Annotated in this window: 20 protein-coding genes, 1 tRNA gene, 1 pseudogene and 1 riboswitch; of the genes and pseudogenes, 6 read left to right on the top strand and 16 right to left on the bottom strand. The window is 36.6% G+C overall.

The genetic code is table 11. The annotated features are described in order from the left end of the window. Positions 1-14: 14 nt before the first annotated feature. The 13 genes from SAGCYANO_RS07305 to SAGCYANO_RS07255 all read right to left on the bottom strand — a co-directional run bounded on the left by SAGCYANO_RS07305 (position 15) and on the right by SAGCYANO_RS07255 (position 14,718). On the bottom strand, positions 15-1,499 hold the full coding sequence (locus tag SAGCYANO_RS07305; protein WP_375339891.1) for an ATP-binding protein: 1,485 nt from the start codon (positions 1,497-1,499) through the stop codon (positions 15-17). Further along, complete coding sequence (locus SAGCYANO_RS44305) at positions 1,475-2,770, bottom strand: 7TM diverse intracellular signaling domain-containing protein (protein WP_237395914.1); 1,296 nt, start codon at positions 2,768-2,770, stop codon at positions 1,475-1,477. Before SAGCYANO_RS44305 ends, SAGCYANO_RS07305 begins: the two co-directional genes overlap by 25 nt. A 730-nt stretch (positions 2,771-3,500) precedes the next feature. Next, the gene (locus tag SAGCYANO_RS47380) at positions 3,501-3,635 is read right to left on the bottom strand and encodes a hypothetical protein (RefSeq protein ID WP_255502482.1); all 135 of its coding nucleotides are present in this window, start codon (positions 3,633-3,635) and stop codon (positions 3,501-3,503) included. A gap of 61 nt (positions 3,636-3,696) precedes the next feature. Next, entirely contained in the window at positions 3,697-5,802 is a 2,106-nt protein-coding gene (locus SAGCYANO_RS07295; protein ID WP_375339890.1) for an ATP-binding protein, read from the bottom strand. 46 nt (positions 5,803-5,848) lie between these two features. Then, complete coding sequence (locus tag SAGCYANO_RS07290) at positions 5,849-6,670, bottom strand: 7TM-DISM domain-containing protein (RefSeq protein ID WP_202219468.1); 822 nt, start codon at positions 6,668-6,670, stop codon at positions 5,849-5,851. 147 nt (positions 6,671-6,817) lie between these two features. Beyond that, positions 6,818-6,943 carry a hypothetical protein gene (locus SAGCYANO_RS47375; protein WP_255502481.1) on the bottom strand — a complete coding sequence of 42 codons (126 nt, stop codon included), beginning with the start codon at positions 6,941-6,943 and terminating at the stop codon, positions 6,818-6,820. Between the two features lie 247 nt (positions 6,944-7,190). Continuing rightward, the gene (locus SAGCYANO_RS07285) at positions 7,191-7,352 is read right to left on the bottom strand and encodes a hypothetical protein (protein ID WP_202219463.1); all 162 of its coding nucleotides are present in this window, start codon (positions 7,350-7,352) and stop codon (positions 7,191-7,193) included. A 58-nt stretch (positions 7,353-7,410) separates the two neighbouring features. After that, on the bottom strand, positions 7,411-7,572 hold the full coding sequence (locus SAGCYANO_RS07280) for a hypothetical protein (RefSeq protein ID WP_202219465.1): 162 nt from the start codon (positions 7,570-7,572) through the stop codon (positions 7,411-7,413). 58 nt (positions 7,573-7,630) lie between these two features. Then, positions 7,631-7,792, bottom strand: a complete 162-nt coding sequence (locus tag SAGCYANO_RS07275) for a hypothetical protein (RefSeq protein WP_202219465.1) — start codon at positions 7,790-7,792, stop codon at positions 7,631-7,633. A gap of 1,121 nt (positions 7,793-8,913) precedes the next feature. Further along, positions 8,914-9,075: a hypothetical protein gene (locus tag SAGCYANO_RS07270; RefSeq protein WP_237395913.1), complete on the bottom strand. Its 162-nt coding sequence runs from the start codon at positions 9,073-9,075 to the stop codon at positions 8,914-8,916. 58 nt (positions 9,076-9,133) lie between these two features. Then, positions 9,134-9,295 carry a hypothetical protein gene (locus SAGCYANO_RS07265; protein WP_202219463.1) on the bottom strand — a complete coding sequence of 54 codons (162 nt, stop codon included), beginning with the start codon at positions 9,293-9,295 and terminating at the stop codon, positions 9,134-9,136. Positions 9,296-9,473: 178 nt separating this feature from the next. Continuing rightward, positions 9,474-13,697: a HEAT repeat domain-containing protein gene (locus SAGCYANO_RS07260; protein WP_237395912.1), complete on the bottom strand. Its 4,224-nt coding sequence runs from the start codon at positions 13,695-13,697 to the stop codon at positions 9,474-9,476. 658 nt (positions 13,698-14,355) lie between these two features. Then, positions 14,356-14,718: a hypothetical protein gene (locus tag SAGCYANO_RS07255; RefSeq protein ID WP_202219462.1), complete on the bottom strand. Its 363-nt coding sequence runs from the start codon at positions 14,716-14,718 to the stop codon at positions 14,356-14,358. Between the two features lie 108 nt (positions 14,719-14,826). Then, positions 14,827-15,009: riboswitch (cyclic di-AMP (ydaO/yuaA leader) on the bottom strand. A 378-nt stretch (positions 15,010-15,387) separates the two neighbouring features. Here SAGCYANO_RS07255 and SAGCYANO_RS07250 point away from each other — a divergent pair. Next, positions 15,388-15,612, top strand: a complete 225-nt coding sequence (locus tag SAGCYANO_RS07250) for a hypothetical protein (RefSeq protein ID WP_202219461.1) — start codon at positions 15,388-15,390, stop codon at positions 15,610-15,612. A gap of 101 nt (positions 15,613-15,713) precedes the next feature. Here SAGCYANO_RS07250 and SAGCYANO_RS07245 read toward each other — a convergent pair whose 3' ends face one another. After that, positions 15,714-16,235: a pentapeptide repeat-containing protein gene (locus SAGCYANO_RS07245; protein WP_202219460.1), complete on the bottom strand. Its 522-nt coding sequence runs from the start codon at positions 16,233-16,235 to the stop codon at positions 15,714-15,716. Positions 16,236-16,724: 489 nt separating this feature from the next. Then, entirely contained in the window at positions 16,725-16,889 is a 165-nt protein-coding gene (locus SAGCYANO_RS07240; RefSeq protein ID WP_202219459.1) for a hypothetical protein, read from the bottom strand. 110 nt (positions 16,890-16,999) lie between these two features. Here SAGCYANO_RS07240 and serS point away from each other — a divergent pair. After that, positions 17,000-18,278, top strand: a pseudogene (gene serS / locus SAGCYANO_RS07235) (serine--tRNA ligase). 488 nt (positions 18,279-18,766) lie between these two features. Here serS and SAGCYANO_RS07230 read toward each other — a convergent pair. Further along, positions 18,767-20,308, bottom strand: coding sequence for a serine/threonine-protein kinase (locus SAGCYANO_RS07230; RefSeq protein ID WP_202219458.1), 1,542 nt, complete (start codon positions 20,306-20,308; stop codon positions 18,767-18,769). Positions 20,309-20,414: 106 nt separating this feature from the next. On the opposite strand from SAGCYANO_RS07230, the gene SAGCYANO_RS07225 reads away from it, so the two are divergent. The 4 genes from SAGCYANO_RS07225 (at position 20,415) to SAGCYANO_RS07210 (ending at position 26,021) form a co-directional block, all read left to right on the top strand. Continuing rightward, positions 20,415-20,487 (top strand) — tRNA-His (locus SAGCYANO_RS07225). 840 nt (positions 20,488-21,327) lie between these two features. Continuing rightward, complete coding sequence (locus SAGCYANO_RS07220; protein ID WP_202219457.1) at positions 21,328-22,545, top strand: ABC transporter permease; 1,218 nt, start codon at positions 21,328-21,330, stop codon at positions 22,543-22,545. A gap of 265 nt (positions 22,546-22,810) precedes the next feature. Continuing rightward, positions 22,811-23,587 carry an ABC transporter ATP-binding protein gene (locus SAGCYANO_RS07215; RefSeq protein ID WP_305081037.1) on the top strand — a complete coding sequence of 259 codons (777 nt, stop codon included), beginning with the start codon at positions 22,811-22,813 and terminating at the stop codon, positions 23,585-23,587. Between the two features lie 385 nt (positions 23,588-23,972). Beyond that, on the top strand, positions 23,973-26,021 hold the full coding sequence (locus tag SAGCYANO_RS07210; protein ID WP_202219456.1) for a hypothetical protein: 2,049 nt from the start codon (positions 23,973-23,975) through the stop codon (positions 26,019-26,021). Positions 26,022-26,069 lie beyond the last annotated feature (48 nt).

Below are 26,069 nucleotides of genomic sequence, written 5' to 3'. Positions count from 1 at the left end.
CATATTTTTATGGTTTATCCTGATTTCAGAGATTCAATTAATTGTCTAATGGTCTTGAATTGAAAATCATTGACTAAATTACTTAATTTTTCCGCTAATAAAGATTCTTCAACCGGAATTTTCTCTATTAATTCTAAGCTCAGATCGTCATCTAAAGCTTTTGCTGCATCATACAGTTCTTCTAACCATTCTGTAGGCATTTTCTCTAAATCTTCTACTGTTAAACTTGGTAATTCACTGGGAGTTTTATCTGGAGTTTCTTCTGCATAAATATATTCCACTCCTAAATGCTTTTTCATTGTCTCAAAAATTATTGATTCTCGAAAAGGTTTTCTGACAAAATCATCACATCCTGCTGATAAAATAATTGATTTTTCTTCTTCTAATACACTTGCTGTTAAGGCAATTATTGCTGTGGCATTTCCTTTGATTGTGCCTTTAATTATTTGAGTTGCTTCGTAACCATTCATAACTGGCATTCTCATATCCATCCAAATTAAATTAGGTTGCCATACCTCCCAAATTTCTATGGCTTGTTTTCCATTTTCTGCTTCTTTTAATTCAAATCCTAATGGTTGTAATAATTTAATCAATAATAAACGATTGGTGGGGCGGTCATCCACTATTAATATTTTATAACGGGGTTGATTGGGTTTTAAAGCTATGACGTGATGGGGGTTTTGTTCAATTTCTATATCTGTTTTATGGGCAAAATTTACTTGAATTTCAAACCTAAAGGTTGTACCTTTGTCTACTCGACTTTTGACGGTAATATCTCCTCCCATTAACTGTACAAATTTACGACTAATAGGTAATCCTAATCCTGTTCCTTCTTGACTATTTTTGCCTGTTTCTGTTTGGGCAAATGCTTCAAATAATTTGGGCATTTCAGCTTCAGCTATTCCTGCTCCTGTATCTCTGACTTCAAAAATAATTGTGGCTTTTCCATGACTTTTCCCCTTTTCAAAGGGGGGATTAAGGGGGGATTCTTTTTGCCTTTCAAAGGAAGGATTAAGGGGGGATTCTTTTTGACTCACAATTGTTACACTTACTTCTCCTTGTTTGGTAAATTTAATCCCATTATTGATTAAATTAATTAAGACTTGACGGAGTTTTGTTTCGTCAGTATAGATATATTGAGGTACATCATTCTGGCGGTCAAATATTAATGTTAAGCCTTTATTTTTGGCAGTAATATGTAATAAGTCTTCCAGTTCATTTAAGAAAGAATAAAAGTCAAAGGTTTTCGCATTGACGGCCATTTTCCCTGCTTCAATTTTAGATAAGTCTAAAATATTGTTAATTAAGGTTAATAAATAGTTGCCACTTTTATTAATAACAGTTGTATTTTCTTTCTGTTCTTGAGATAAGGTTGGAGAACGCATCATAATTTGAGAAAAGCCTAAAATAGCATTTAAAGGAGTGCGTAATTCGTGGCTCATATTAGCGATAAAACTGCTTTTTGCTTGATTTGCTACTTCCGCTTTTTCTTTAGCAATGGATAATTGTTCTGTTCTTTCTTCAACTTTTTTTCTAAAATAATATTTTGTTCTTGAATTAATTTTTGATTAAGTTCAGCATTTTTCAAGGCTTCATTTTGTGCTTTCTCTCTTTCATCTTGAATCAGATTAATTCTATCTGCTAAAGCAAACGAAAATAATAATACCGATAAACTAAAAGTAAAATTTGAACGGTTCTCTACATAAAAACCATAAGGTATAAAACCAAGAGCACTAAAAGAACGAATGATTATTCCTAAAAGAGGAGCAAACATAGCTAATAAAAAATATTTACTTGGCTTATATCTTTGTCTCCATCTTATAAAAGCAGTTGTTAATATTATAAAACTAATAACTATACCATTAAAAATTACGATAATATTATTCCATTTTGTTGGTATTGATATAATGATTGCCACAACTATAACTAAAGATATAATAAATAAAAATCTATCTATTGTAGGAAGATATTTTTTAGTTTTCAAGAAAGATTGGGTAAATTTTATCCAAGAAAATAACATTAATAATAGAGCCAATGATTGAATCTCATAATAGTTAGGAAAATTATTCCACAATAATTGATGTCCTATTCCATCTCGACATAATCGAAACCATAAATAACCGATAATAAACAAGACAAAATGTAGATAAATTTTGTCTTTTAAAGAAATAAATAAAAATAAGTTATAACCAATCATTATTATAAAAGTTCCATAAGCTATTCCTAAAGATAAAATATTATTCTTATCCTCCTGTAAAAATGTTTCTAAAGAATAGATATTTAAGGGAATAACTAAACCTGCTTTTGAAGTTAAACGTAGATAAATAGTTTTTTCATTATTGTCGGTAAAAGGTAAACTAAATACAAAAAAACGATGGTTAAATTCTCTAGTGCTAAAAGGTAAAAATCTACCAGTTTTAATTATATTAAATCCTTTTTTGTCTGCTTGAGGAAAATAAAAATCTACTGTACCTGCACGAGTATCATTTAAACTTAATATCCATTTTTGTGTCAAACTAGATTTATTTTTGACTCGAAAACGAACCCAGATTGCTGATGTTTTTACGCCTAAGTTGGGGAGATTTTTATTGCTAGGAGTAAATTCTCGTTCGACAACATCTTCAATAGTTAATTCCCTAGTTTGAGCTTCAAATATTTCTAAATGTAATCCTAAAGGATATTTGGTATTTTCATCCGTTAAAATAACAGGATTATTGATATGCTTTAAATTCTGATTATTTTGAGCAGAAATCTTAGATGCAGAAATCAATAAACAGAAACCAACAATTATCAAGATTAAGAGTCGTTTAATACAAATTTTATTCATGTTCTACAAATTGATAAATGTTTGCTACAAATAGCTAGGATATTTCTTACAGCGGTTTTCATTTCAGTAAACCACAGTAGGGGCGTTAACGTAGTTATGCGTAGCAAATGGCATTTGCGCTCCGCAAAGCTCCGAATTGCGCCCTTACAGGATTTTTGTTTGACGATGTGGTTCATCAATTTGAAAAGCGCTGTAGGAGACAGGAGACAACCCACCCCTAACCCTCCCAGGAGGGGAAGACAGGAGAAACGGGAATGAGGGAGGAGGTAGGAATAAGAATTGTAAGAATGATTTTTCTGCCCAACTATGCGTCTAATACCAACTTGATAAATGTTTGCTACAAATAGTTAGGCTATTTCTTAGGAGTCAGGAGTCCTATGGGAATGGCTTCAATACCAAATGTAGTAGACTGACACACCTTAAATGGTGCATTAGATGGGGAGATGGGGGATGGGGGGATGGGGAGATTGGGAGATAAAGACACCTAGAAACAAAAATCTATTGCACAGTTTTAGCTGTGTCGGTCCAGTAGTAGAAATTAAATGAATACTTGCTTTATTCATTAGACATCTCCAATAATAATATCAGGACTTACGCAAAGACACTATGTATAGAGTCCAGTAACTATTGGACAATAGTTATAAGTACTATATATAGCGTATATGCGTAAGTTCTAAATATATTCCCTGTTCCCTGTTCCCTGTTGCCTATTGATATCAAATCCGTTTAATTCGGTATAAAAAAATGTTCTATCTTCAACCATTACCAAATATTTCTCGATCGCCCCATCTCCCCACACTCCCCACACTCCCCACCATAAGAATCTAATTACACCGATGCGACCGGATTTGATATGAGATGCACCCGGGTTATTCTAATAATTGTCTAATAGTTTTAAATTGAAAATCATTGACTAAATTAGTTAACTTTTCCGCTAATAAAGATTGTTCAGCCGGAATTTGTGCAATTAATTCTAAGCTCAGATCGTCATCTAAAGCTTTCACTGCATCATAAAGTTCTTCTAACCATTCACTAGGCATTTTTTCCAAATCTTCTACTGTTAAACTTGGCAATTCAGTGGGAGTTTGAGCTGGAGTTTCTTCTGCATAAATATATTCCACTCCTAAATGCTTTTTCATTGTCTCAAAAATTATTGATTCTCGAAAAGGTTTTCTGACAAAATCATCACATCCTGCTGATAAAATAATTGCTTTCTGTTCTTCTAATACACTCGCTGTTAAGGCAATTATTGCTGTGGCATTTCCTTTAGTTGTACCTTTAATTATTTGAGTTGCTTCGTAACCATTCATCACTGGCATTCTCATATCCATCCAAATTAAATGAGGTTGCCATTCCTCCCAAATTTCTATGGCTTGTTTTCCATTTTCTGCTTCTTTTAATTCAAATCCTAATGGCTGTAATAACTTAATTAATAATAAACGATTAGTAGGGCGGTCATCTACAATTAAGATTTTATAACGGGGTTGATTGGGTTTTAAAGCAATAACATGACGAGGATTTTCTTGAGTTTCTATATCTTCTTGATTGACGATATCAACTTGGATGTAAAATCGAAAAGTTGTACCTATTCCCACTTTACTTTTAACAGTAATATCTCCTCCCATTAACTGTACAAATTTACGACTAATGGGTAAGCCTAATCCTGTACCTTCTTGACTATTTTTACCTGTTTCAGTTTGGGCGAATGCTTCAAATAATTTACTCATTTCATTTTCAGCTATTCCTGCTCCTGTATCTCTCACTTCAAAAATAATTGTGGCTTTTTCATTACTTTCCCTCCTTTCTAAGGGGGAATTTTTTCCATTACTTTCCCCCCTTTCTAAGGATGGATTTTTTCCAGAACTTTCCCCCCTTTCTAAGGGGGGATTAAGGGGGGATTCTTTTTGCCTTTCTAAGGGGGAATTTTTTCCATTACTTTCCCCCCTTTCTAAGGATGGATTTTTTCCAGAACTTTCCCCCCTTTCTAAGGGGGGATTAAGGGGGGATTCTTTTTGCCTTTCTAGGGGATTAAGAGGGGATTCTTTTTGACTCACAACTGTGACACTCACACCCCCTTCTGAGGTAAATTTAATTCCATTATTGATTAAATTAATTAATACTTGCCTGAGTTTTGTTTCGTCAGTATATATATATTGAGGTACATTATCTTGATGGTCAAATATTAATGTTAATCCTTTATTTTCTGCAGTTATGTGTAATAAGTCTTCCAGTTCATTTAAGAAAGAATAAAAATCAAAATTATTGGGATATATTGTCATTTTCCCGGCTTCAATTTTAGATAAGTCTAAAATATTATTAATCAAGGTTAATAAATAGTTGCCACTTTTATTGATAATAGTTGTATTTTCCTTTTGTTCTTGAGATAAGGTTGGAGAACGCATCATAATTTGAGAAAAGCCTAAAATAGCATTTAAAGGAGTGCGTAATTCGTGACTCATATTAGCAATAAAACTGCTTTTTGCTTGATTTGCAACTTCCGCTTTTTCTTTAGCAATGGATAATTCTTCCGTTCTTTCTTCAACTTTTTTTTCTAAAACAATATTTTGTTCTTGAATTAATTTTTGATTAAGTTCAGCATTTTTCAAGGCTTCATTTTGTGCTTTCTCTCTTTCCTCTTGAATCAAATTAATTCTATCTGCCAAAGCAAAGGAAAATAATGATATCGGTAAAGTATAAATTAAATCCCAAAGAAGGTTATTTAGAGGAAGATTATAAGGTATCAAACCCAAAACACTAAAACTAAACAGAATCGAACCCAGACTAGGAACAAACATAGCTAATAGAAAATATTTAGTTGGTTTATATCCTTGTCTCCATCTGATTAAAGCAGTTATTAATATTATTATACGATTAGGTATATCATAAAAAGCTTGGATAAAATTAGTCCATCTTGTTGATATGGTCAGAATTGTCATAGGAAGTGGTAAAGATATAATAAATAAAAATCTATCTATTTTAGGAAGATATTTTTAGTTTTTAAGAAAGATTGGGTGAATTTTATCAAGAAAAATACATTGATAATACTCCCAATGATTGAATCTCAAAATAGCTAGGAAAGTCATACCAAAATAATTGATGTCCTATTTCTTCTCGACACAGCTTAAAACATAAATAACCTGTAGTAAACAAGACAAAATGTAGATAGCTTTTGTCTTTTAAAGAAATAAATAAAAATAAGTTATAACCAATCATTATTACAATAATTCCATAACCTACCCCTAAAAATAAAAGTTGATGTTGATCCTCCTGGAAAAATGTTTCTAAGGAATAAATATTTAAGGAAATAGCTAAACCTGCTTTTGAAGTTAAACGTAGATAAACAGTTTTTTCATTATTGTCGGTAAAAGGCAAACTAAAGATAAAAAAACGATGGTTAAATTCTCTAGTGTTAAAAGGTAAAAATCTGCCTGTTTTAATGGTTTTAAATCCTTTTTCATCTCCTTGAGAAAAATAAAAATCTACCGTACCTGTACGAGTATCATTGAAACTTAATATCCATTTTTGTGTCAAACTTGCTTGATTTTTGACTCGAAAACGAACCCAGATTGCTGATGTTTTGATACCTAAGTTGGGGATATTTTTATCACTAGGAGTAAATTCTTGATTGACAACATCTTCAATAGTTAATTCCCTAGTTTGATCTTCAAATATTTCTAAATGTAATCCTAAAGGATATTTGGTTTTTTCATCCGTTAAAATAATAGGATTATTGATATGCTTTAAGTTCTGATTATTTTGAGCATAAATCTTAGATGCAGAAATCAATAAACAGAAACTAACGATTATCAAGATTAAAAGTCGTTTAATAAAAATTTTATTCATGTTATGTTACCTGATTAAATAAATAGGACTTGCGCAAATTCACCTTGAAAATATCATATGTTCTGACTTCCGTGAAACGCTATGACTCCTGCCTTGTGTTTTCCACCATCTCAATTTTCCTCGCCTACAACTAAATACCACAACGCATCAATACCTCTGACGAGTTCTTCGCTCATCTTGGTGTTGTTGAATCCATTGAACAATAGTGGAAAGGAAAATTAAACTCAAGTGTTTGTTTAGCATTTTTGGGCGATCGCCCTTACTATTGTCCAATAGTTTCTTTTCCTAGACTCATATCATGTCCGGTTGAATACTTGTAAATAAATGACGGAGGAGTCAGGAGTCAGGAGTCAACCCACCCCTAACCCCTCCCAGGAGGGGAAGTCAGGAGGTAAGAAAGAAGAAGAAAGAAGCAAGAAGAAAAAATAAACAGGAGGAAAAGGAGAAAGTTTTTTTATCACTAATTATCCGGACATAATATCACCTTTTGAAGTTGCAAATCTAAATGTCTCCCTCCATCTCAATTTTCCTCGCCTACGACTAAATACCACAACGCATCAATACCACTGCCGAGATATTCTGAATCTTGATGTTGTTGAATCCATTGAACAATAGTGGAAAAGAACATTGAAAAATAGTGTTTGTTTGGCATTTTTGGGCGATCGCCCTTACTATTGTCCAATAGTTTTTTTTCCATGAGTTACCTTTTGAAGTTGAAAATCTAAATGTCTCCCTCCATCTCAATTTTCCTCGCCTACGACTAAATACCACAACGCATCAATACCACTGCCGAGATATTCTGAATCTTGATGTTGTTGAATCCATTGAACAATAGTGGAAAAGAAGATTGAATTCAAGTGTTTGTTTGGCATTTTTGGGCGATCGCCCTTACTATTGTCCAATAGTTTTTTTTCCATGAGTTACCTTTTGAAGTTGAAAATCTAAATGTCTCCCTCCATCTCAATTTTCCTCGCCTACGACTAAATACCACAACGCATCAATACCACTGCCGAGATATTCTGAATCTTGATGTTGTTGAATCCATTGAACAATAGTGGAAAAGAAGATTGAATTCAAGTGTTTGTTTGGCATTTTTGGGCGATCGCCCTTACTATTGTCCAATAGTTTTTTTTCCGTGAGTTACCTTTTGAAGTTGAAAATCTAAACGTCTCCCTCCATCTCAATTTTCCTCAGAGACTGTTTGTTTGGCATTTGTGGGCGATCGCCCTTACTATTGTCCAATAGTTTCTTTTCCTAGACTCACCTTTTGAAGTTGCAAATCTAAATGTTTTCTACCATCTCAATTTTTCTCCCTTGCGACTAAATACCACAGCACATCAATACCACTGCCGACATATTCTGAATCCTGATGTTGTTGAATCTATTGAACAATAGTGGAAAAGAACATTGAAAAATAGTGTTTGTTTGGCATTTTTGGGCGATCGCCCTTACTATTGTCCAATAGTTTTTTTTCCGTGAGTTACCTTTTGAAGTTGAAAATCTAAACGTCTCCCTCCATCTCAATTTTCCTCAGAGACTGTTTGTTTGGCATTTGTGGGCGATCGCCCTTACTATTGTCCAATAGTTTTTTTTCCATGAGTTACCTTTTGAAGTTGAAAATCTAAATGTCTCCCTCCATCTCAATTTTCCTCGCCTACAACTAAATACCACAACGCATCAATACCTCTGCCGACATATTCCCTCATCTTGGTGTTGTTGAATCCATTGAACAATAGTGGAAAGGAAAATTGAACTCTAGTGTTTGTTTGGCATTTTTAGGCGATCGCCCTTACTATTGTCCAATAGTTTCTTTTCCATAACTGACCTTTTGAAGTTGAAAATCTAAATGTCTCCCTCCATCTCAATTTTCCTCGCCTACAACTAAATACCACAGCGCATAAATACCTCTACCGACATATTCTGAATCTTGATGTTGTTGAATCTATTGAACAATAGTGGAAAAGAACATTGAAAAATAGTGTTTGTTTGGCATTTTTGAGCGATCGCCCTTACTATTGTCCAATAGTTTCTTTTCCATGACTCATATCATGTCCGGTTGAATACTTATAAATAAATGACGGAGGAGTCAGGAGTCAGGAGTCAGGAGTCAGGAGGTAAGAAAGAAGAAGAAAGAAGCAAGAAGAAAAAATAAACAGGAGGAAAAGGAGAAAGTTTTTTTATCACTAATTATCCGGACATAATATCACCTTTTGAAGTTGCAAATCTAAATGTCTTCCACCATCTTAATTTTCCTCGCCTACGACTAAATACCACAGCACATCAATACCACTGCCGACATATTCTGAGTCCTGATGTTGTTGAATCCATTGAACAATAGTGGAAAAGAACATTGAAAAATAGTGTTTGTTTGGCATTTTTGGGCGATCGCCCTTACTATTGTCCAATAGTTTCTTTTCCATGAGTTACCTTTTGAAGTTGAAAATCTAAATGTCTCCCTCCATCTCAATTTTCCTCGCCTACGACTAAATACCACAACGCATCAATACCACTGCCGAGATATTCTGAATCTTGATGTTGTTGAATCCATTGAACAATAGTGGAAAAGAACATTGAAAAATAGTGTTTGTTTGGCATTTTTGGGCGATCGCCCTTACTATTGTCCAATAGTTTTTTTTCCGTGAGTTACCTTTTGAAGTTGAAAATCTAAACGTCTCCCTCCATCTCAATTTTCCTCAGAGACTGTTTGTTTGGCATTTGTGGGCGATCGCCCTTACTATTGTTCAATAGTTTCTTTTCCTAGACTCACCTTTTGAAGTTGAAAATCTAAATGTCTTTGACCATCTCAATTTTCCTCGCCTACAACTAAATACCACAGCACATCAATACCTCTGCCGACATATTCTGAGTCCTGATGTTGTTGAATCCATTGAATGATAGTGGGGCGGATATTGTTGGATTTTTTGCCCAATTTGCTCAAAGCGTTGGCTGCACTCCAACGCACAAAAGAATTCTCATCCTGAAGTAGAGCTAGTAGGGAGTTAATTACTGTTTCGGAACTGTTGCCCAATTTGCTCAAAGCGTTGGCTGCCCTCCAACGGACAAAATAATCCTCATCCTGAAGTAGAGCTAGTAGGGAGTTAATTACTGTTTCGGAACTGTTGCCCAAATTGCCCAAAGCGAAGGCTGCCATCCAACGCACAATAAAATCCTCATCCTGAAGTAGAGCTAGTAGGGAGTTAACTACTGTTTCGGAACTGTTGCCCAAATTGCCCAAAGCGAAGGCTGCCATCCAACGCACAAAAGAATCCTCATCCTGAAGTAGAGCTAGTAGGGAGTTAACTACTGTTTCGGAACTGTTACCCAATTTGCTCAAGGCATCGGCTGCCCTCCCACGCACATCAGAATTCTCATCCTGAAGTAGAGCTAGTAGCGAGTTAACTACTGTTTCGGAAATGTTGCCCAAATTGCCCAAAGCTAAGGCTGCATTCCCACGCACATCAGAATTCTCATCTTGAAGTAGAGGTAGTAGAGAGTTAACTACTGTTTCGGAACTGTTACCCAAATTACCCAAAGCTAAGGCTGCATTCCCACGCACATCAGAATTCTCATCCTGAAGTAGAGGTAGTAGGGAGTTAACTACTGTTTCGGAACTGTTGCCCAAATTGCCCAAAGCTAAGGCTGCACTCCTACTCATAAAATAATTCTCATCCTGAAGTAGAGGTAGTAGAGAGTTAGCTACTGTTTCGGAACTGTTACCCAAATTCCTCAAGGCATCTGCTGCGCTCCCACGCACAAAAGAATTCTCATGCTGAAGTAGAGGTAGTAGGGAGTTAACTACTGTTTCGGAACTGTTGCCCAAATTGCCCAAGGCTTCCGCTGCCCTCCAACGCACAAAAGAACCCTCATCCTGAAGTAGAGGTAGTAGGGAGTTAAATACTGTTTCGGAACTGTTGCCCAATTTGCCCAAAGCAAAGACTGCTCTCCCACGCACATCAGAATTGTCATCCTTTAATCGCGCTAGTAATATTGCAATTACCTCCTCCTTTTCCCCTAACTCTGCTCGATATTTCAGCAACCTCTCCTTATCAATTAAATCTGCCCGCTCTTTCAACATCCCTAAAACTTGCCCCTCAAAATCTGTTTCATACAAACTACAAAAAATCCGATAAATCTCCTCCCGAACATTCTCACCAACCTTCTCCTCACTACTCACCTCCAACTCAACCAACCTCTCCAAAATCTCCTGCACCAACTCACCAGCAACACCCCGCAAACCTTTGGGATCTTCTGCCAAACAATTTCCAGCAAAAAACAAATCTTGATGTAACCACTCCTCATACTCACTACCACGATCCAAAATCACCCGCATCGCCTTTGCCACCTTTTTCGGCTTTTGTTGCGCTATGAGCAATAGTAAAACTTCCCGCCAGTGAGACTCATGCAAATGCTCCCGAATACTATCCAACACAATCTCAAAATCACCCTCATTATCCGCCTGATAATTAATTTCCTCAGCACACAAATATTCCTGAAAAGTCTTATGCACAAACCCATAACAATCTTGCCCCTGTTCATTCAACAAACCCGTGCGTTCCCGAATCAAATCCACAAATCTTTCTGCCTCCTCCTTCGCTTGATACAACTGCACCTGCTTCAACTGCTTAATCTCTCGACTCAACTGCTCAGTCAACTCATCTTTATCCATCAAAGTGCCGCCCTCATCATTCCCCACATTTCCCTGAGTATGCACCCAAAAAGCCAACAATTCCATCAACCTACGCAGATCGTCCAAACCTAAATATTTCAACTTCCCATCACTACTCAACTCCTTATTCGCATCCCAAGAAATTAACAAAGTCTCCACTGCCTTATCATAAAGTCGATATCTTTCTTTCGGCAAAACCGCCTGATATCGATGAATCAAAGCAATAATTGTCAACAACAAAGGATTCCGTGCCAACAACTTAATCCGGTCATTATCATCCAGCGCCTTCCGTAAACTTTCCTTGCGCCTTTCTGCTTCCTCTTTATCCCGAAACCGACTGTCATACCAATTATTGATAAATGCCGAAATCTTCTCATCATCAAACGACTGCATTTGATAGTGGGGAAATTCCTCAGTGCGGAAAAAGTCACGTCGATAACCAGCAGGACGAGATGTAATAATTGCCCTATTTCTGTCAAACTGCCCTAAAAAATTCTCTATCCGTCTGACCACATCATAGCGTTTGCCTTCCTCTGCCACTTCATCCAAACCATCCAACAATATTAACGCTCTGCCATCCTCTAACCAATGTTCAAAAAATCCCACTGGCAAAGTTTTAACCGCCATAGTTTTTTCAGCAAATACGCGAGCATATTCGAGAATACTTTTGTCTGGATGTCGTGCTAAGTCTCGTATCCTGATTAAAATTGGCAGCCAGTCAGTGTTTGGATCTAAACCTAGTATTGTTGCACCTTGACTATTCCATCCCCCCTGGCCCCCCTTATCAAGGGGGGAAGAAGATTCGTTGGAGCGATCGCTATTTTGAACCAGAGTATTTTCCTGACTATAGCCCCCCTTACCAAGGGGGGTTGGGGGGATCGACTCAGAAGATTCGTTGGAGCGATCGCTGTTTTGAACTAAAGTATTTTCCTGACTATAGCCCCCCTTATTAAGGGCATCTTGACTATTCGATCCCCCCTGGCCCCCCTTAATAAGGGGGGAAGAAGAGGGTTCGTCACCCTTAAAAAGGGGGGAAGAAGATTCAGTGTAGCGATCGCTGTTTTGAATCAGAGTATTTTCCTGACTATAGCTCCCCTTATTAAGGGCATCTTGATTATTCGATCCCCCCTGGCCCCCCTTATCAAGGGGGGAAGAAGATTCGTTGGAGTGATCGCTGTTTTGAATCAGAGTATTTTCCTGACTATAGCTCCCCTTATTAAGGGCATCTTGACTATTCGATCCCCCCTGGCCCCCCTTATCAAGGGGGGAAGAAGATTCGTTGGAGCGATCGCTGTTTTGAACCAGAGTATTTTCCTGACTATAGCCCTCCTTATCAAGGGCATCTTGACTATTCGATCCCCCCTGGCCCCCCTTATCAAGGGGGGAAGAAGAGGGTTCGTCACCCTTAAAAAGGTGGGAAGAAGATTCGTTGGAGCGATCGCTTTTTTGAACCAAAGTATTTTCCTGACTATAGCCCCCCTTATTAAGGGGGGTTGGGGGGATCGACTCAGCCAACATCTCACCCACAGAATTTCCAGAACTATAGCCCCCCTTATTAAGGGAGCTTGGGGGGTTCGACTCAGCCAACATCACGGCAAAATAACTCATCAAAGTTGTTTTTCCCGACCCAGGCGCACCTAATATTACAAATTTCCGTGACTGACTTTGAGTCAACAATTCTGAGGCTAAAAATTTTCTGCCAGTAGTATTTACAAACAGCTCCCTTTCCAATTTTTCCCCAGTTCCAGCTAATAAAAAATCTCGTTCAAAACCACCACTTTTTGAGACATCTTCTACCACATCAGGCATGACAAAAATATAGGCTAACTTCTCAGACTTTTCTACCTCTTGCCCAGGCACATAAATACCAGCAAATTTCACATCATCAAACCAATTTGCTAACTGTTCAAAATAATTTTGTTTAGCCACCTGAAACTTAATATAAGTATTAGTATGCTGAAAATAAGCATTAATAAAAATCTCTAACCATGACTTGAGACTTGATTGAATTAGTGGAATATTTTTAGCTTCAGCTTCCTGTTGAAATACTCTTATTAAAATATCAATATCTGGCTTACCTTGATTAATCAATGGTTTTTCTAATTCCGTCAAAACACCAGAATGTTCCAAATATTGACTCAGAAATTTATTAAATCCATTCCAACCATCGGGTTTAGCCGAATAAAACAAAAGCTGTTGAGATGGGAGTTTATTTTCCCATTCCTTCACAGCTTTTTCTCCAGCTTCAATAGCCTTTTCTATATCTGTTTTATTCAAAGTTTTAGTTAAGCGATCGCCCGCTTTTTTCACAAGATAACCCCCTACTTTTGGTATTACCCAACTTACTAAATCTGGCCCCATAAATTACCCTTAATTAGATTCACTTCAATTTTAATATTGCTATCCTAATATAGGTAATATATTCCGGATAATTACTTATAAAAGACTGTTTGTAAAGTTTTGTAAGGGAAAGCGATCGCCTTAACTCTTAAGTAAGGAAATAATGATAGTAATGATTAGTGATAAAAAAAACTTTCTCTTTCTTCTTCTTTCTTCCCTCCTGAGTTCCCCTCCTGGGAGGGGTTAGGGGTGGGTTGACTCCTGACTCCTGACTCCTTCATCGTTTATTTATAACTGTTAAACCGGACATGATATAAGTTTTGATACACCAGAAGTTATTATAGGTACAGTTTATCAATCGCATAGATTTTTCAAATGACCAAAAAAGAGGATCTCAAGCCTCCCTATTCCAGGAGGTACTGATAACTGATAACTGATAACTGAAATGACAAGCACTACCTTGCAATCATAAAATCTTGTAAGGTAGTACCTATAAAATATATTGTTCAGGACTTACGCAAATTGACTTTTAAATCACCATCTGTAGGGGCGTTTTGCTCCGCAACATATAAAGCGGAGCTTTGCGGAACGCAAATGGCATTGGCTAACGCCAAGCTCCGCTAACGCCCTAGCCATAAGTAGAGTCTCTGCGTAAGTCCTGTTGTTGTAATAGTATGCGTTAAACAGATGCGTAAGCTTGTTCTAGTTGAGAACCAACTTGAGGAACAGACAGAGCACTGATATTTTGAGCTTCACCAGAACACCGCCAGAAAGCTTGAGCTACTCCTAAGTATCCTCTGGAAACTTTAGAAACACTTATGGCTGTGCTGATAACTGTTGGTAAACAAGGACTGGGTATGAACGTTGTGAAAAAGGTATTCACCATAGAACATAAGACTATAGTCCAAAAAAATCCTAATGCGGGTAATAATACTAAGTCAGGCGTGACGAAGCGACAGATGCGCTTCCATACTGCTTGTTGAGGTATTACAATAACTACGGCAAGCGTCGCAAAAAATGGAATATTCAGTTTTTCTAACATTATTCTAGATCGTCAGAGTCAGGTTTATCGGGCGCAACAAATCAGACCTATACCAACCAAGGATACTGAATTGACAATCTGTCTAAATTTTCATAGAAAGTTGACTCTTCATTCTCCTCTCAATGCCTACGAAGTTAGCTGACGGGCTAGGGCTGAGAGATTCCCTTCTCTGCATCTTTGTTTTTCTACATTCAAAGACTTCTTTTCAGAGATAAGCCCCCTGTATTTGGTTCCTCCGCTCCAGCGACACTCTTACTGTGCCTTTCTTGCCAGATTAGGCTGACTGTCTTTTGCTTTTGATATTATATTAACTTTATTCTATAAGGTTTGTCAACACTTTTTGAGAGAAATTTTTGTAAATTGTATCAAAGTTTTCAGCTTGAAATTTGAGAGGATGGTTAGTTAAGTATTGAACTGTGGTTATACTGTTGCTCCAACAAGGTTGAGGTACACCTATATATTCCTAATACTAAGGATAGTTTTCCGCAAAATTTTAAATTTAGTGATTTGCAATATAAATCACTAAGCCTATTGTTAGTTGTCACATACTAATAGTGATTAAAATCACCAAATATAGTCCGTGCGATCGCTTACTATCTGAATGTTGCATCACCATGTCACAATAGAAAATTAGTAATACTAGAACTGTAGGATTTAAAGGTGAATATTATGTGTGTAGACCCTCCTGTCCATCTTCTTCCATGTGCATTAGGAGACCTTTTTGCTCAAGCTAATGAAAACGGCTACATTACCCTGGCCGACCGCTATGGATTAATGGCTGCTATATTTGATGATTCTTTACAAGAATATGAAAAACGCTCAATAGACCGACTAATTCGTGCAATTTATAGAGGACGGATTAAAGTAGTTGATGAAATATCTGTTGTGGTATAAAATTATACCTGAATAAATGGTAAACTCAACCATTATATAGAAACTTTTGCATCAGAACTCCTGATTGACAACCTCTATAATTTTTGCCATTAGAGCAATCTCTATTTTTTGTCATTAGAGCAATCTCCTTTTTTACCACTAGGTAGAGTAGCTTCACAAAAATCTGTTTGCTCCAATTTTGCCTGATTAAGATTTGCATTAGATAGATTAGCTCTATTTAACTTAGCTTTCTCCATATATGCCTGGTACAAATCAGCCCAAGATAAGTTAGTATCTGTCAAATCTGCCTTTTGCATAGTTGTACCATGCATAATTGCACCTGATAAATTAGCCCCTGCTAAATTTGCTTCAATCAAATTAGCACCGCTGAGAATAGCACCTCTTAAATTAGCTCCTTTCAAGTTAGCTTTTTGTAAGTTAGCCCCTAATAAGTCAGCTTCACTTAAGTCAGCTTCGCTTAAGTCAGCTTCGCCCAAATCACAACCTTGACATTCATAAGTGCTTAATAAACGCTGAATAGTTTTGATGCGTTCCATAGAATTAGATTTAGATTGAGCAAATACTGGAATAGTTAACCAGAATACTGTTAATAATGTCGTTGTTAATGAATATACAAATCTCATGTTTTACTTCTGAAGAAATTACTGAATTAAATGTTAGATATTTGATTTTGTTAGCATCATATCATAAAAATTACATCATCATTTTTACTGATTTTTATGAACGAAGGCAGAAGGCAGAGGGCAGAAGGCAGAGGACAGGAGGCAGCGGGAGCTGTTTTGTTCCTCCTGCTCTCTTCCCATGACCGAAGGGAACAAGGGTATAATATGGGACCCGGGTAATTAGTTATTGTATAGTTGGGAGTAGGGGAGTAGGGGAGTGGGGGAGTGGGGAGATTAAATATTTAAGTAATTATAGAATTATCAACATATACTATATAACCGGATTCTATATAATATGGGACCCGGGTAATTAGTTATTGTATTACTAAGAAGTCAGGAGTCAGGAGGCACGGAGTCAGGAGGCACGGAGTCAAGAAAGGATTTGAACTATTAAATTTTTAAATTAGTATTCATATAGAACATCTGTATCCAAAGGAAGTAATTTTGCAATTACTGTATAACTGGATTTGGTAGTCCTGCATGGTAATGGTGAAGATATATATTTTTTAATTTCTCCCACACTCCCCATCCCCCCATCTCCCCATCTCCCCATCCCCCCATACTCTCTCTACCATTACTATGCACCACCACCCCGGACATGATATAAAACCCCATCCAATTGTTCCTTCTGCTCTCTGCATAGGTGCCTTCGTTTATTCCCTCTATTGCCTATTGCCTGCACGAAGCGCTATAAGTGGGATAAATTAAGGGTATAGGGAGAAACTGTGTTAGATATTAGACAAATTCGAGAAAATCTGCCAACTGTACAAGAATTACTCAACCGTCGTGGAGAGTACAACTTACAGCCAATTCTAGAATTGGATGAGCAACAGCGACAACTGGAAACAGAGCGATCGCAACTCCAAGCTCGTAGTAACCAGATCGGTAAACAGGTAGGAGAAAAAATTAAATCAGGCAGCGACCCCAAGGGTCCCGAAGTTCAAGCTTTAAAAGATGAGGGAAATCAAATCAAGACCCAACTCAGTGAACTAGAGCCCAAGGAAAAAGAGATAAAGGCCAAAATAGAAGCCTTGCTCCTACCTCTTCCTAATTTACCTAGTGAGTCTACACCATTAGGAAAAAGTGAGGCAGAAAACATCGAAGTCAAACGTTGGGGCGATGAATATATACCCCAAAATCCAAAAATTATTCCCCACTACGAAATTGGGGAAAAACTAGGTATTCTCGATTTTGAACGAGGGGTAAAAATTGCTCAAAGTCGCTTTGTGGCATTAATGGGAGCAGGAGCAGCATTAGAACGTGCCATAATTCAATTTATGCTCAACCGCCATATTCAAGCTGGCTATGTTGAAGTTATGGCCCCATTATTAGTAAATAGTCAGTCTTTGACAGCTACAGGTCAACTGCCAAAATTTGCTGAGGATAGTTTTAAGTGCGAAGCAGACGATCTATGGTTAATACCTACCTCGGAAGTTTCAACCATGAACTTGTATCGGGATGAAATTTTGACTGCGGAACAACTACCTATTTATCATTGTGCTTATACTCCTTGTTTTCGTCGAGAAGCTGGTGCTTATGGCAAAGATACTAGGGGGTTAATTCGACTCCATCAATTTAATAAGGTGGAAATGGTAAAAATTGTGCATCCTGATCGCTCTGAAGAAGAACATCAAAAATTGGTTGCAGATGCAGAAGCTATTTTACAAGCACTAAAATTACCTTATCGAATTATAGAATTGTGTACTGGAGACTTAGGTTTTTCTGCGACTAAGTGTTATGACCTGGAGGTGTGGTTGCCATCATCGGGAACATATCGAGAAATTTCTAGTTGTTCTAATGTGAAAGATTTTCAGGCACGTCGGGCAAATATTCGGTTTAAGGAAGGAAAGAAAAAAAGGTACTAAGTATGTTCACGCTCTGAATGGATCTGGTTTAGCAGTAGGACGAACTATGGCGGCTATTTTGGAAAATTATCAGCAGGTTGATGGTAGTGTGAAAATACCGGAAGTGCTGCAAGCTTTTATGGGGCGTGAATTTTTGTAATTGCGATTGAGAGGCAGAAGGCAGAAGGGAAAGAGCAAGGTTAGAAGGCAGAAGGTTTTTTATAACTGATTATCCGAACATGATCAGGAATTACGCATAACCACTATATTTAGTAGGGGCGAATGGCATTCGCCCTTACATATGATGTATAATTCCATTTTTTGCGTAAGTCCTGATGATATTAAGTCCTGATTATCTCAAAAATCCTACAGCGCTTTTGCCGGTCTCTAAACCACATCGTCATAACCAAAACCCTGTAATATCATGTCCGGTTGAATAGTTATAAATAAACGACTCAGGACTCAGGACTCAGGAGGAAAGAAAGAAGAAGAAAGAGGAAGTTTTTTTTTATCACTAATTATCCGGACATGATATAAGGGCGAATACCATTCGCCCCTACTGTGGTCTACTGAAGCTATACTTGGGTAACACTTCAGTTATTCTTCCCTGTTCCCTGTTCCCTGTTCCCTCTTTTCCGGAGACATCTATTAATTATTAATTGTTGAAAAACCACACTTATCTAACTTTTTCGCCATCACTTCTGCATGAGTCCACCACTGCTGACCACCTGCCCAAATTCTTGAAGGTAAATGACCAACTGGTGCCCAACTGGTAAACTTATATCCGCGATCGCGAAAATGCAAATTATAAGTTAACCAACCAACCTGACTACAAAATTTTCCATAATCTTCATCCACACTTTCATAAATCTGTTTTTGCACCCTAAACCCAAACCTCCCCTGACTGTACTTCACCCAAAGGCGATCGATAGTCAGCAAATCTTCACAAGGCAAATTATCTATATCATTCTGAAACAAATAACTTTTTCTCCTCTTCCCCAAAGCATCACATAAAACTGCCCATGTTTCTATATCAGCTTCCCGCCACTTTTGCACTGCCAATAAATACTGCAATTTTCCATACTCTACCCCCACTGCCGAAATTAACTCATTTTCATCCAGTGTCAAAACTTGGGGAATAAACCTCCCCACCAAACTCCGCACCGATGGCAACACAGACAACTTTTGATTTACCAACGCCAAAGACTCTATACTTTCCACAGGTTGCCTAACAATACTTGACCTAGACTCCAACACCTCCAAAACTTGTTCCGCTGTCTGATAGCGTTGACTCACAGAATTTTCTAACAACTTATCTAATATATTGCCGAGACCTTGACTAACACTACTCCCACTCGGCAAAAAATCTCGCCATCTCCAACAGTCATTAACAACGTCAAACATATCCCACGGCGCAACATCTGTCAGTAAATGAATGCAAGTTACACCCAAACTAAACAAGTCACTTGCTGGCAGTGCTTTCCCTCTGGTTTGCTCCGGTGCCATATATTCGGGACTGCCAATAACGGTACCAGTACTAATTAAAGCTGTACCTGTCAGCAACTTCGCTACCCCAAAATCAATTAATACAAATTCTCCCATTTTTTCTGATTTTTCCACTACTTGATTTTCTCCTGGTAAGTAGGGTGGTTTTTGATAATTAATAGGTGGGGAAGTACGACGAATAATATTTTCTGGTTTAATATCTCGGTGAATAATTTGACGTTGATGAATAAACTTCAATACTGGTAGTAACTCTCGCAAAAGTTGCCATATTTGTTCTTCGTTGAAGAGACCTTGTTGTAATTCTTGCTTTAATGTCAAACCTTGAATATATTCCTGTACCAAATACAAATTTTGATTATATTGAAAATGGGCTAAAAGCAGAGGAATTTGTGGATGTTGTCCCAACTGCCCTAACCGCATTACCTCCCGCCGAAATAGTCTAGTTGTTGTGTGATGGCTTTCGGGGTCGAGGGTGGAAAATGATATTTGCTTCAGAATACATGGGAGCTTCAGAGGATGTTGTTCATCTACGCCCAGAAATGTTTTGCCAAAGCCTCCTTGACCAACTTTTTTCAGGAGACGATAGCGTCCCTGAAGAATTAAAGGGGAGTGGCAATTCTGGCAATAGGTTGCTGTGTCGGGATTTTCAGGATTGGGACATTGAGGATTAACGCAATAACTCATTCAGGTATGGGTTTGAGATTTTATTTTTTGGGAATATTTTGGGAAAGGGGGTTTACAAAAATAATTTGGTAGTGCTATAGTAATAAACTGTAAGAAAAAATTCATGGCGAGCGTGGCCAAGTGGTTAAGGCAGTGGTTTGTGGTTCCACCATTCGTGGGTTCGAGTCCCATCGTTCGCCCTTTTTAATATTATAGAAATAAAACCTTTTAGCCTGTCTTCCGATTACTGTTAATAGGTTTTACTCACTTTTTATCAATTATCTCATCATTAACGGAAAAATGGGCGTTGCACAGTGACGAATGATTTGAGATTTTTGATGAACAGGATTTTGGATTTGAGAATTGGTAGAATAATTAATATTAGGTTTTTTTAGTCAAAATCTAAACCAATTTTTTGCAGTATCATTCCGTAATGTGCAACTCCCCTGAAGAAGCTATCCCTGATAAGGAACTCCTGAAACCTTGATGGGAGGGTGGGGAGGATGGGGAGGTGTGGGGAGTGTGGTCCGTAATAATATTCAAAAAAACATCTAATTCAATACACTTTTCTGAGGAAAAAGCCTCTCAAACGACTTACCGAATTATTAATTATTAATAATTAGTAATTAAATAATTCGCGCCTTGAAGCCTCCCCTTTTAAGGGGAAAAAGCGGTCGAGGGATGGATGGGTTTCCTAAGCATATCCAATCGACCAAGAGAAGAAATAATATTTCCTTATATTCAATTCCGTAACGGTTTTAACCAGAGGTAATTATCAATTATCCATTATCAATTATCAATTAATGAAACATAACTTCTCACTAATATCCGGGTTTTATGTTAAGAAAAATGTTTATAAAGCATAGCTGAAGAAGGTAGAAGGTAGAAGGGAAAATTGCTTATGGATAGTCTTCAACAGGCAACTCCGTGTCTACAAACCCTAAGCAATTTTAAGCACCCCCGTTGACAACTGATAACTGATAACTGATAAGTGATAAGTGAAATGATGTACCCAAATTTTAGTTGTTTTTTTTCAATTTATGAACATCTTAGAAAGTATAAAAATGGCAACAACAACACTGCTAGCTAATAAAGTTCGCAGTAGCTTAACCATGTTAGGTATTATCATCGGTAATGCTTCCGTTATTGCCATGATTGGAATTGGCGAAGGAGCGCAAAAATTTGTTAACAATCAGATTACTTCTCTCGGACCAAATGTTCTATTTATTGTGCCAGGAATTGCTGGTGCTCAAAGACAACCTGTCCTTCGACCTCAAACATTAGTATTGGCAGATGCAGAGGCGATCGCTTCTCAAGTTCCAACGGTTAAAGAAGTTGCTCCCATTCTTAATGCTAACGAATTAGTTAGCTACCGAAATAAAAATGCATCATCCAGCTTAACTGGTACGACTCCAGAATTTTTAACTGTAAGAAATTTTGATGTCGCAAAAGGTAGATTTTTGACAGATTTAGATTTACAAAAACAAGAAAATATAGTAGCTTTGGGTTCAGAATTAGCAGCACAATTATTTGGTAATGAAGATCCAATTGGTAAACGAGTGCGCATTAAAAATACTAGCTTACAAGTCATTGGAGTAATGGCATCTAAAGGTACTAATCTCGGGAATAATGAGGATATGAGCGCTTTTATTCCGATTACTACTATGGCAAATAGAATTGTTGGCAGGTCTTCTCCTTATGGCACTCAAGTAAGTTTGATTTCTGTATCAGTGAAGGATGAAGATAGAATGAAAGCTGCCCAGTTTCAAATAGAAAATCTGTTACGACTGCGACATAAAATTATTTATGAGGATGATTTTACTGTCAGAAGTCAGAAAGATTTATTGCAAACTTTAGGTGGTATTACTGCAGCTTTGACTTTATTATTAGCAGCTACGGCGGCGGTTTCTTTGGTGGTTGGTGGTATTGGTATTATGAATATTATGTTAGTTTCGGTGACGGAAAGAACTAGAGAAATAGGATTAAGAAAAGCTATTGGTGCTTCTCAGAAAGATATTTTATTTCAGTTTATAATTGAGTCAGTAATTTTGTCTATTGTGGGTGGATTAATTGGTACTGGAATTGGTGTGAGTGGGGTGTTAATTTTAGGTGTTTTAACTCCTTTAGAAACAGGAATTCCAGTAACAGCGATCGCTATTGCTTTTGGTGTTTCTGGTGCTATTGGTTTGTTTTTTGGAGTTGTTCCTGCAAAACAAGCTGCTCAATTAGACCCTATTGTGGCTTTGAGAAGCATTTAGGCAATTAATAATTAATAATTAATAATTAATAATTAATAATTACTATATAGCATTTTTCATAAAGATGAGGTACATTTACGATCCCCCTAAATCCCCCTTAAAAAGGGGGACTTTGAAGACTCTCCCTTTTTTAAGCAGTTCCCCCCTTATTAAGGGGGTTAGGGGGATCTGGGGGCAGGGTGGGGATCTAAAACTGTATCTTATAAATTAGAGAAGCGTTATACAAAGCAAATGTGCTGAAAATAACTTGTTATTAAAATTTACTATGCAATACAAATATTCTGAAAATAACTCCTTAATTCTCCCAGAAAATAAAACCCAAAAACCAGTCATTGTCGGGTTAGAAAATATCGCGAAAATTTATGTAATGGGCGATGTAGAAGTTCGTGCTTTAAATGGCGTTACTTTAACTATAGAAGAAGGAGAATATTGTTCCATTATGGGAGCATCAGGTTCTGGTAAATCTACCTGCATGAACATTATTGGTTGTCTCGATCGCCCTACATCTGGTAATTATTATCTTGACGCTTTAGATATAGCTAATACCTTAGAAAAAGACTTAGCTAAAATTCGCAATCTCAAAATTGGATTTGTCTTCCAACAATTTCATTTATTACCACAAATAACAGCTCTTGATAACGTGATTTTACCCATGCTTTATGCCGGAATTTCTAGTAAGGAAAGAAAAGAAAGAGCAGCAGAAGCTTTAAAGTTAGTGGGGTTAGAAAATCGGATGAATAATAAACCCAATCAACTATCAGGAGGACAACAACAAAGGGTAGCGATCGCTCGTGCAATTGTTAATCGTCCAGTATTATTATTAGCAGATGAACCGACGGGTGCTTTAGATACTAAAACTACTCAAGAAGTGTTAGATATTTTCACAGAATTAAATGCTAGTGGAATTACAGTGGTAATGGTGACTCACGAACCAGAAGTTGCAAAACAAACTAAGCGTGTTGTTTGGTTTAGTGATGGTAAAGTTGTTAATTCTAATTTGAATCCTGAAGATTTGCATACTTCTAGTTATTTTGAAAACTGATATTTAGATGATTAAGGAGTCAGGAGTCAGGAGGAAATAAAGAATAAATAAGAATAAATAAGAAAGAGGAGAAAGTTTTTTTTATCACTAATTATTCGGACATGGTGTTATATCTTAAAATTCAGCCACAGAAGAATACTATTTTATCAAAATAATATGGGTCTAAAACCCCGCCTTTTAAGGCGAAATATTTTTGGAGCGAAGCTCAAATCCCCTACCTCCCCTCCTGGGAGGGGTTAGGGGTGGGTTGGGAGGGGTTAGGGGTGGGTTGGGAGGGGTTAGGGGTGGGTTAACTTCTGACTTCTGACTTCTGACTTCGTTAAAAATCCTCAGCTTTTTGGCACCTAATATTTCTATAAAATAATCAAAATTATCTATTTTTTCTATGCACCAAACATTTATTGACCTAGACGAATTAATTCTACTTTGTAGAGATAAATCATCTCAAAAATTCATACAAGAAGCTGTAGCTTGTTATCGAGCTGGAGCATTTCGTTCATGTATAGTATCTACCTGGAATGCAGTAGTATTTGATTTTCTCCATAAGTTGAGGGAACTAGAACTTTTTGGAGATAAAAAAGCTCCGAAATTATTGCAAGAATTTGAGAAATTACGTTCAGACGAAAATTTCAAAGACCTTTGGCAATTTGAGTCAAATATTCCAGAAAAAGCACATGAAGAGTTTGAATTAATTTCACCTATAGAAAGGTTAGATATTGAAAGGTTATTTCAGGATAGAAGTCGATGTGCTCACCCTTCAATGACATCTTTAGAAGAACCTTTTGAAGCTACAGCAGAATTAGCTCGCTATCATTTGCGAAGTGCAATAACTCATCTTTTACAACGTCCTCCTGTTCAGGGTCGTGCTGCTAAGGAAAGGATTTTTCAAGATATTAAATCTGAATATTTTCCTGTTGACTCGGAAGAAGCTATTAAGTATTTTCAAGCAAGTCCATTAGTTCGTGCAAGGTTTACTTTAATTCAAGATATTGTGATTGGTTTAACTACAAGTCTGCTAATAGAAAATTTGCCGGAACTAGAAAGAGAACGACAATTTTCGGCTTTAACTGCTGTATCAAAAATGTATGTTCAAGAAACAGGAAAAATATTAAATGAGAAGTTGTCTGGAATTATTATTAATAAAGTAGATGATGATAACTGGGATAAAGTAATCATTTACTTGGCAAAAATTACAGTTTGGGAAAGTTTAAGCCCACCATGCCAATTAAAAGCTCAAAATTTTGTTGAAAAGCTGGAAGTGTATGAGAATGAAAATTTTTCTGATGTTAAAACTCTAATTAAAGCAGCTCATATAGATTTTTTAAGAGACTATGTAATTAAGAAGTTTGATAACATTCCTGTACAAGATATTTTGTCATTAAATGATACTTGTGGAGATAATTTGTTCCAAACAAAAATAATTTTACCTAGTCTGAAAAAATCTGCTTTAAAGGCAAATTTAAATGATTTATTTTTAATAATATCCAAGACTTCCTTAGCATCTGATGAAACTATTGTATCTTGTATCAATGAGAGAGTGAAGTCTTCACCTTTGAATGATTTAGCTGATGTTATGTCAAATTATAATTACGAATTTTGGCAAGATTTTATTAAGGATATACTAGAAGAGAAAATTATCAATGCCGATTTTATAGAATTACTTTCAGCTAAATCGAAATATAATTCATCAGGAAAGTCAAAACCTGAAATTATTGAAATTTTTAATAGTTATATTAATCAGAGAGTATTCGAGATTGATTTGGGTAATTTTCCTAGACCTTCAAGATATTTGTGTGAAATTGATCAAGAAAAATTAATACTAAGTTTTCAAAATTTTGTACCCAAAATAGTTAATTTTAATGAATTAGTTTCAGCTAAATTCAAATACAATTTCTTAAAAGATTCAGTGCCTGAAATTATTGAAATATTTGATAATTGTATTGCAGAAAAAATTAAAGAGGTATCCTTGAATGATGTTCTAACGTATAGCGTATATGATAGGAAAGTAATTCCTGAAAAATTACTTATATCTATTTTGAAAACTGATATTTCAGCTATAATAAACAAATTTGCCAACACTGGTAATTATAATGAAGCTTCTGACAATACACAGCTTCTAATAATGGTTGCTGAAGAACTAAATAATGAGCAGTGGAAGGATATTCTAAGAGCATTTTTACAAAATCCCAATATATATAAATCATACAGCGATCAATCATGCCTTTATCAATCATACAGTTCTCTATCATACAGTCGTTTACCAGTTTTTCAAAGATTAGTTGAGAAGTCTTTAGAGTTAAACAATAAATCTGTACAGCCTTACTTGTTATCTTTTCGAGAGAAACTAGGGAGTAGCAATCAAAATTTCAAGCAACTCAAGCTACTAATTGACCTTTACTTAACTCCTGAACAGAAAAATCAACTGAATAATTAATTGTAATTAAATTTAGGCATAAACTCTACCTGTACGCTCAGTTACAAC

The organism is Okeania sp. KiyG1 (assembly GCF_014132355.1).
Lineage (GTDB): Bacteria > Cyanobacteriota > Cyanobacteriia > Cyanobacteriales > Microcoleaceae > Okeania.
The sequence above is the reverse complement of the archived record's forward strand: the minus strand, read 5'-3'. Positions and strand labels throughout refer to the sequence as shown.

Coding starts and splice junctions, on each gene's coding strand:
- SAGCYANO_RS07290 (WP_202219468.1), bottom strand. CDS start 6,670: ATGAATAAAATTTTTATTAAACGACTTTTAATCTTGATAATCGTTAGT.
- SAGCYANO_RS07260 (WP_237395912.1), bottom strand. CDS start 13,697: ATGGGGCCAGATTTAGTAAGTTGGGTAATACCAAAAGTAGGGGGTTAT.
- SAGCYANO_RS07255 (WP_202219462.1), bottom strand. CDS start 14,718: ATGTTAGAAAAACTGAATATTCCATTTTTTGCGACGCTTGCCGTAGTT.
- SAGCYANO_RS07250 (WP_202219461.1), top strand. CDS start 15,388: ATGTGTGTAGACCCTCCTGTCCATCTTCTTCCATGTGCATTAGGAGAC.
- SAGCYANO_RS07245 (WP_202219460.1), bottom strand. CDS start 16,235: ATGAGATTTGTATATTCATTAACAACGACATTATTAACAGTATTCTGG.
- SAGCYANO_RS07240 (WP_202219459.1), bottom strand. CDS start 16,889: ATGGGGTTTTATATCATGTCCGGGGTGGTGGTGCATAGTAATGGTAGA.
- SAGCYANO_RS07230 (WP_202219458.1), bottom strand. CDS start 20,308: ATGAGTTATTGCGTTAATCCTCAATGTCCCAATCCTGAAAATCCCGAC.
- SAGCYANO_RS07220 (WP_202219457.1), top strand. CDS start 21,328: ATGAACATCTTAGAAAGTATAAAAATGGCAACAACAACACTGCTAGCT.
- SAGCYANO_RS07215 (WP_305081037.1), top strand. CDS start 22,811: ATGCAATACAAATATTCTGAAAATAACTCCTTAATTCTCCCAGAAAAT.
- SAGCYANO_RS07210 (WP_202219456.1), top strand. CDS start 23,973: ATGCACCAAACATTTATTGACCTAGACGAATTAATTCTACTTTGTAGA.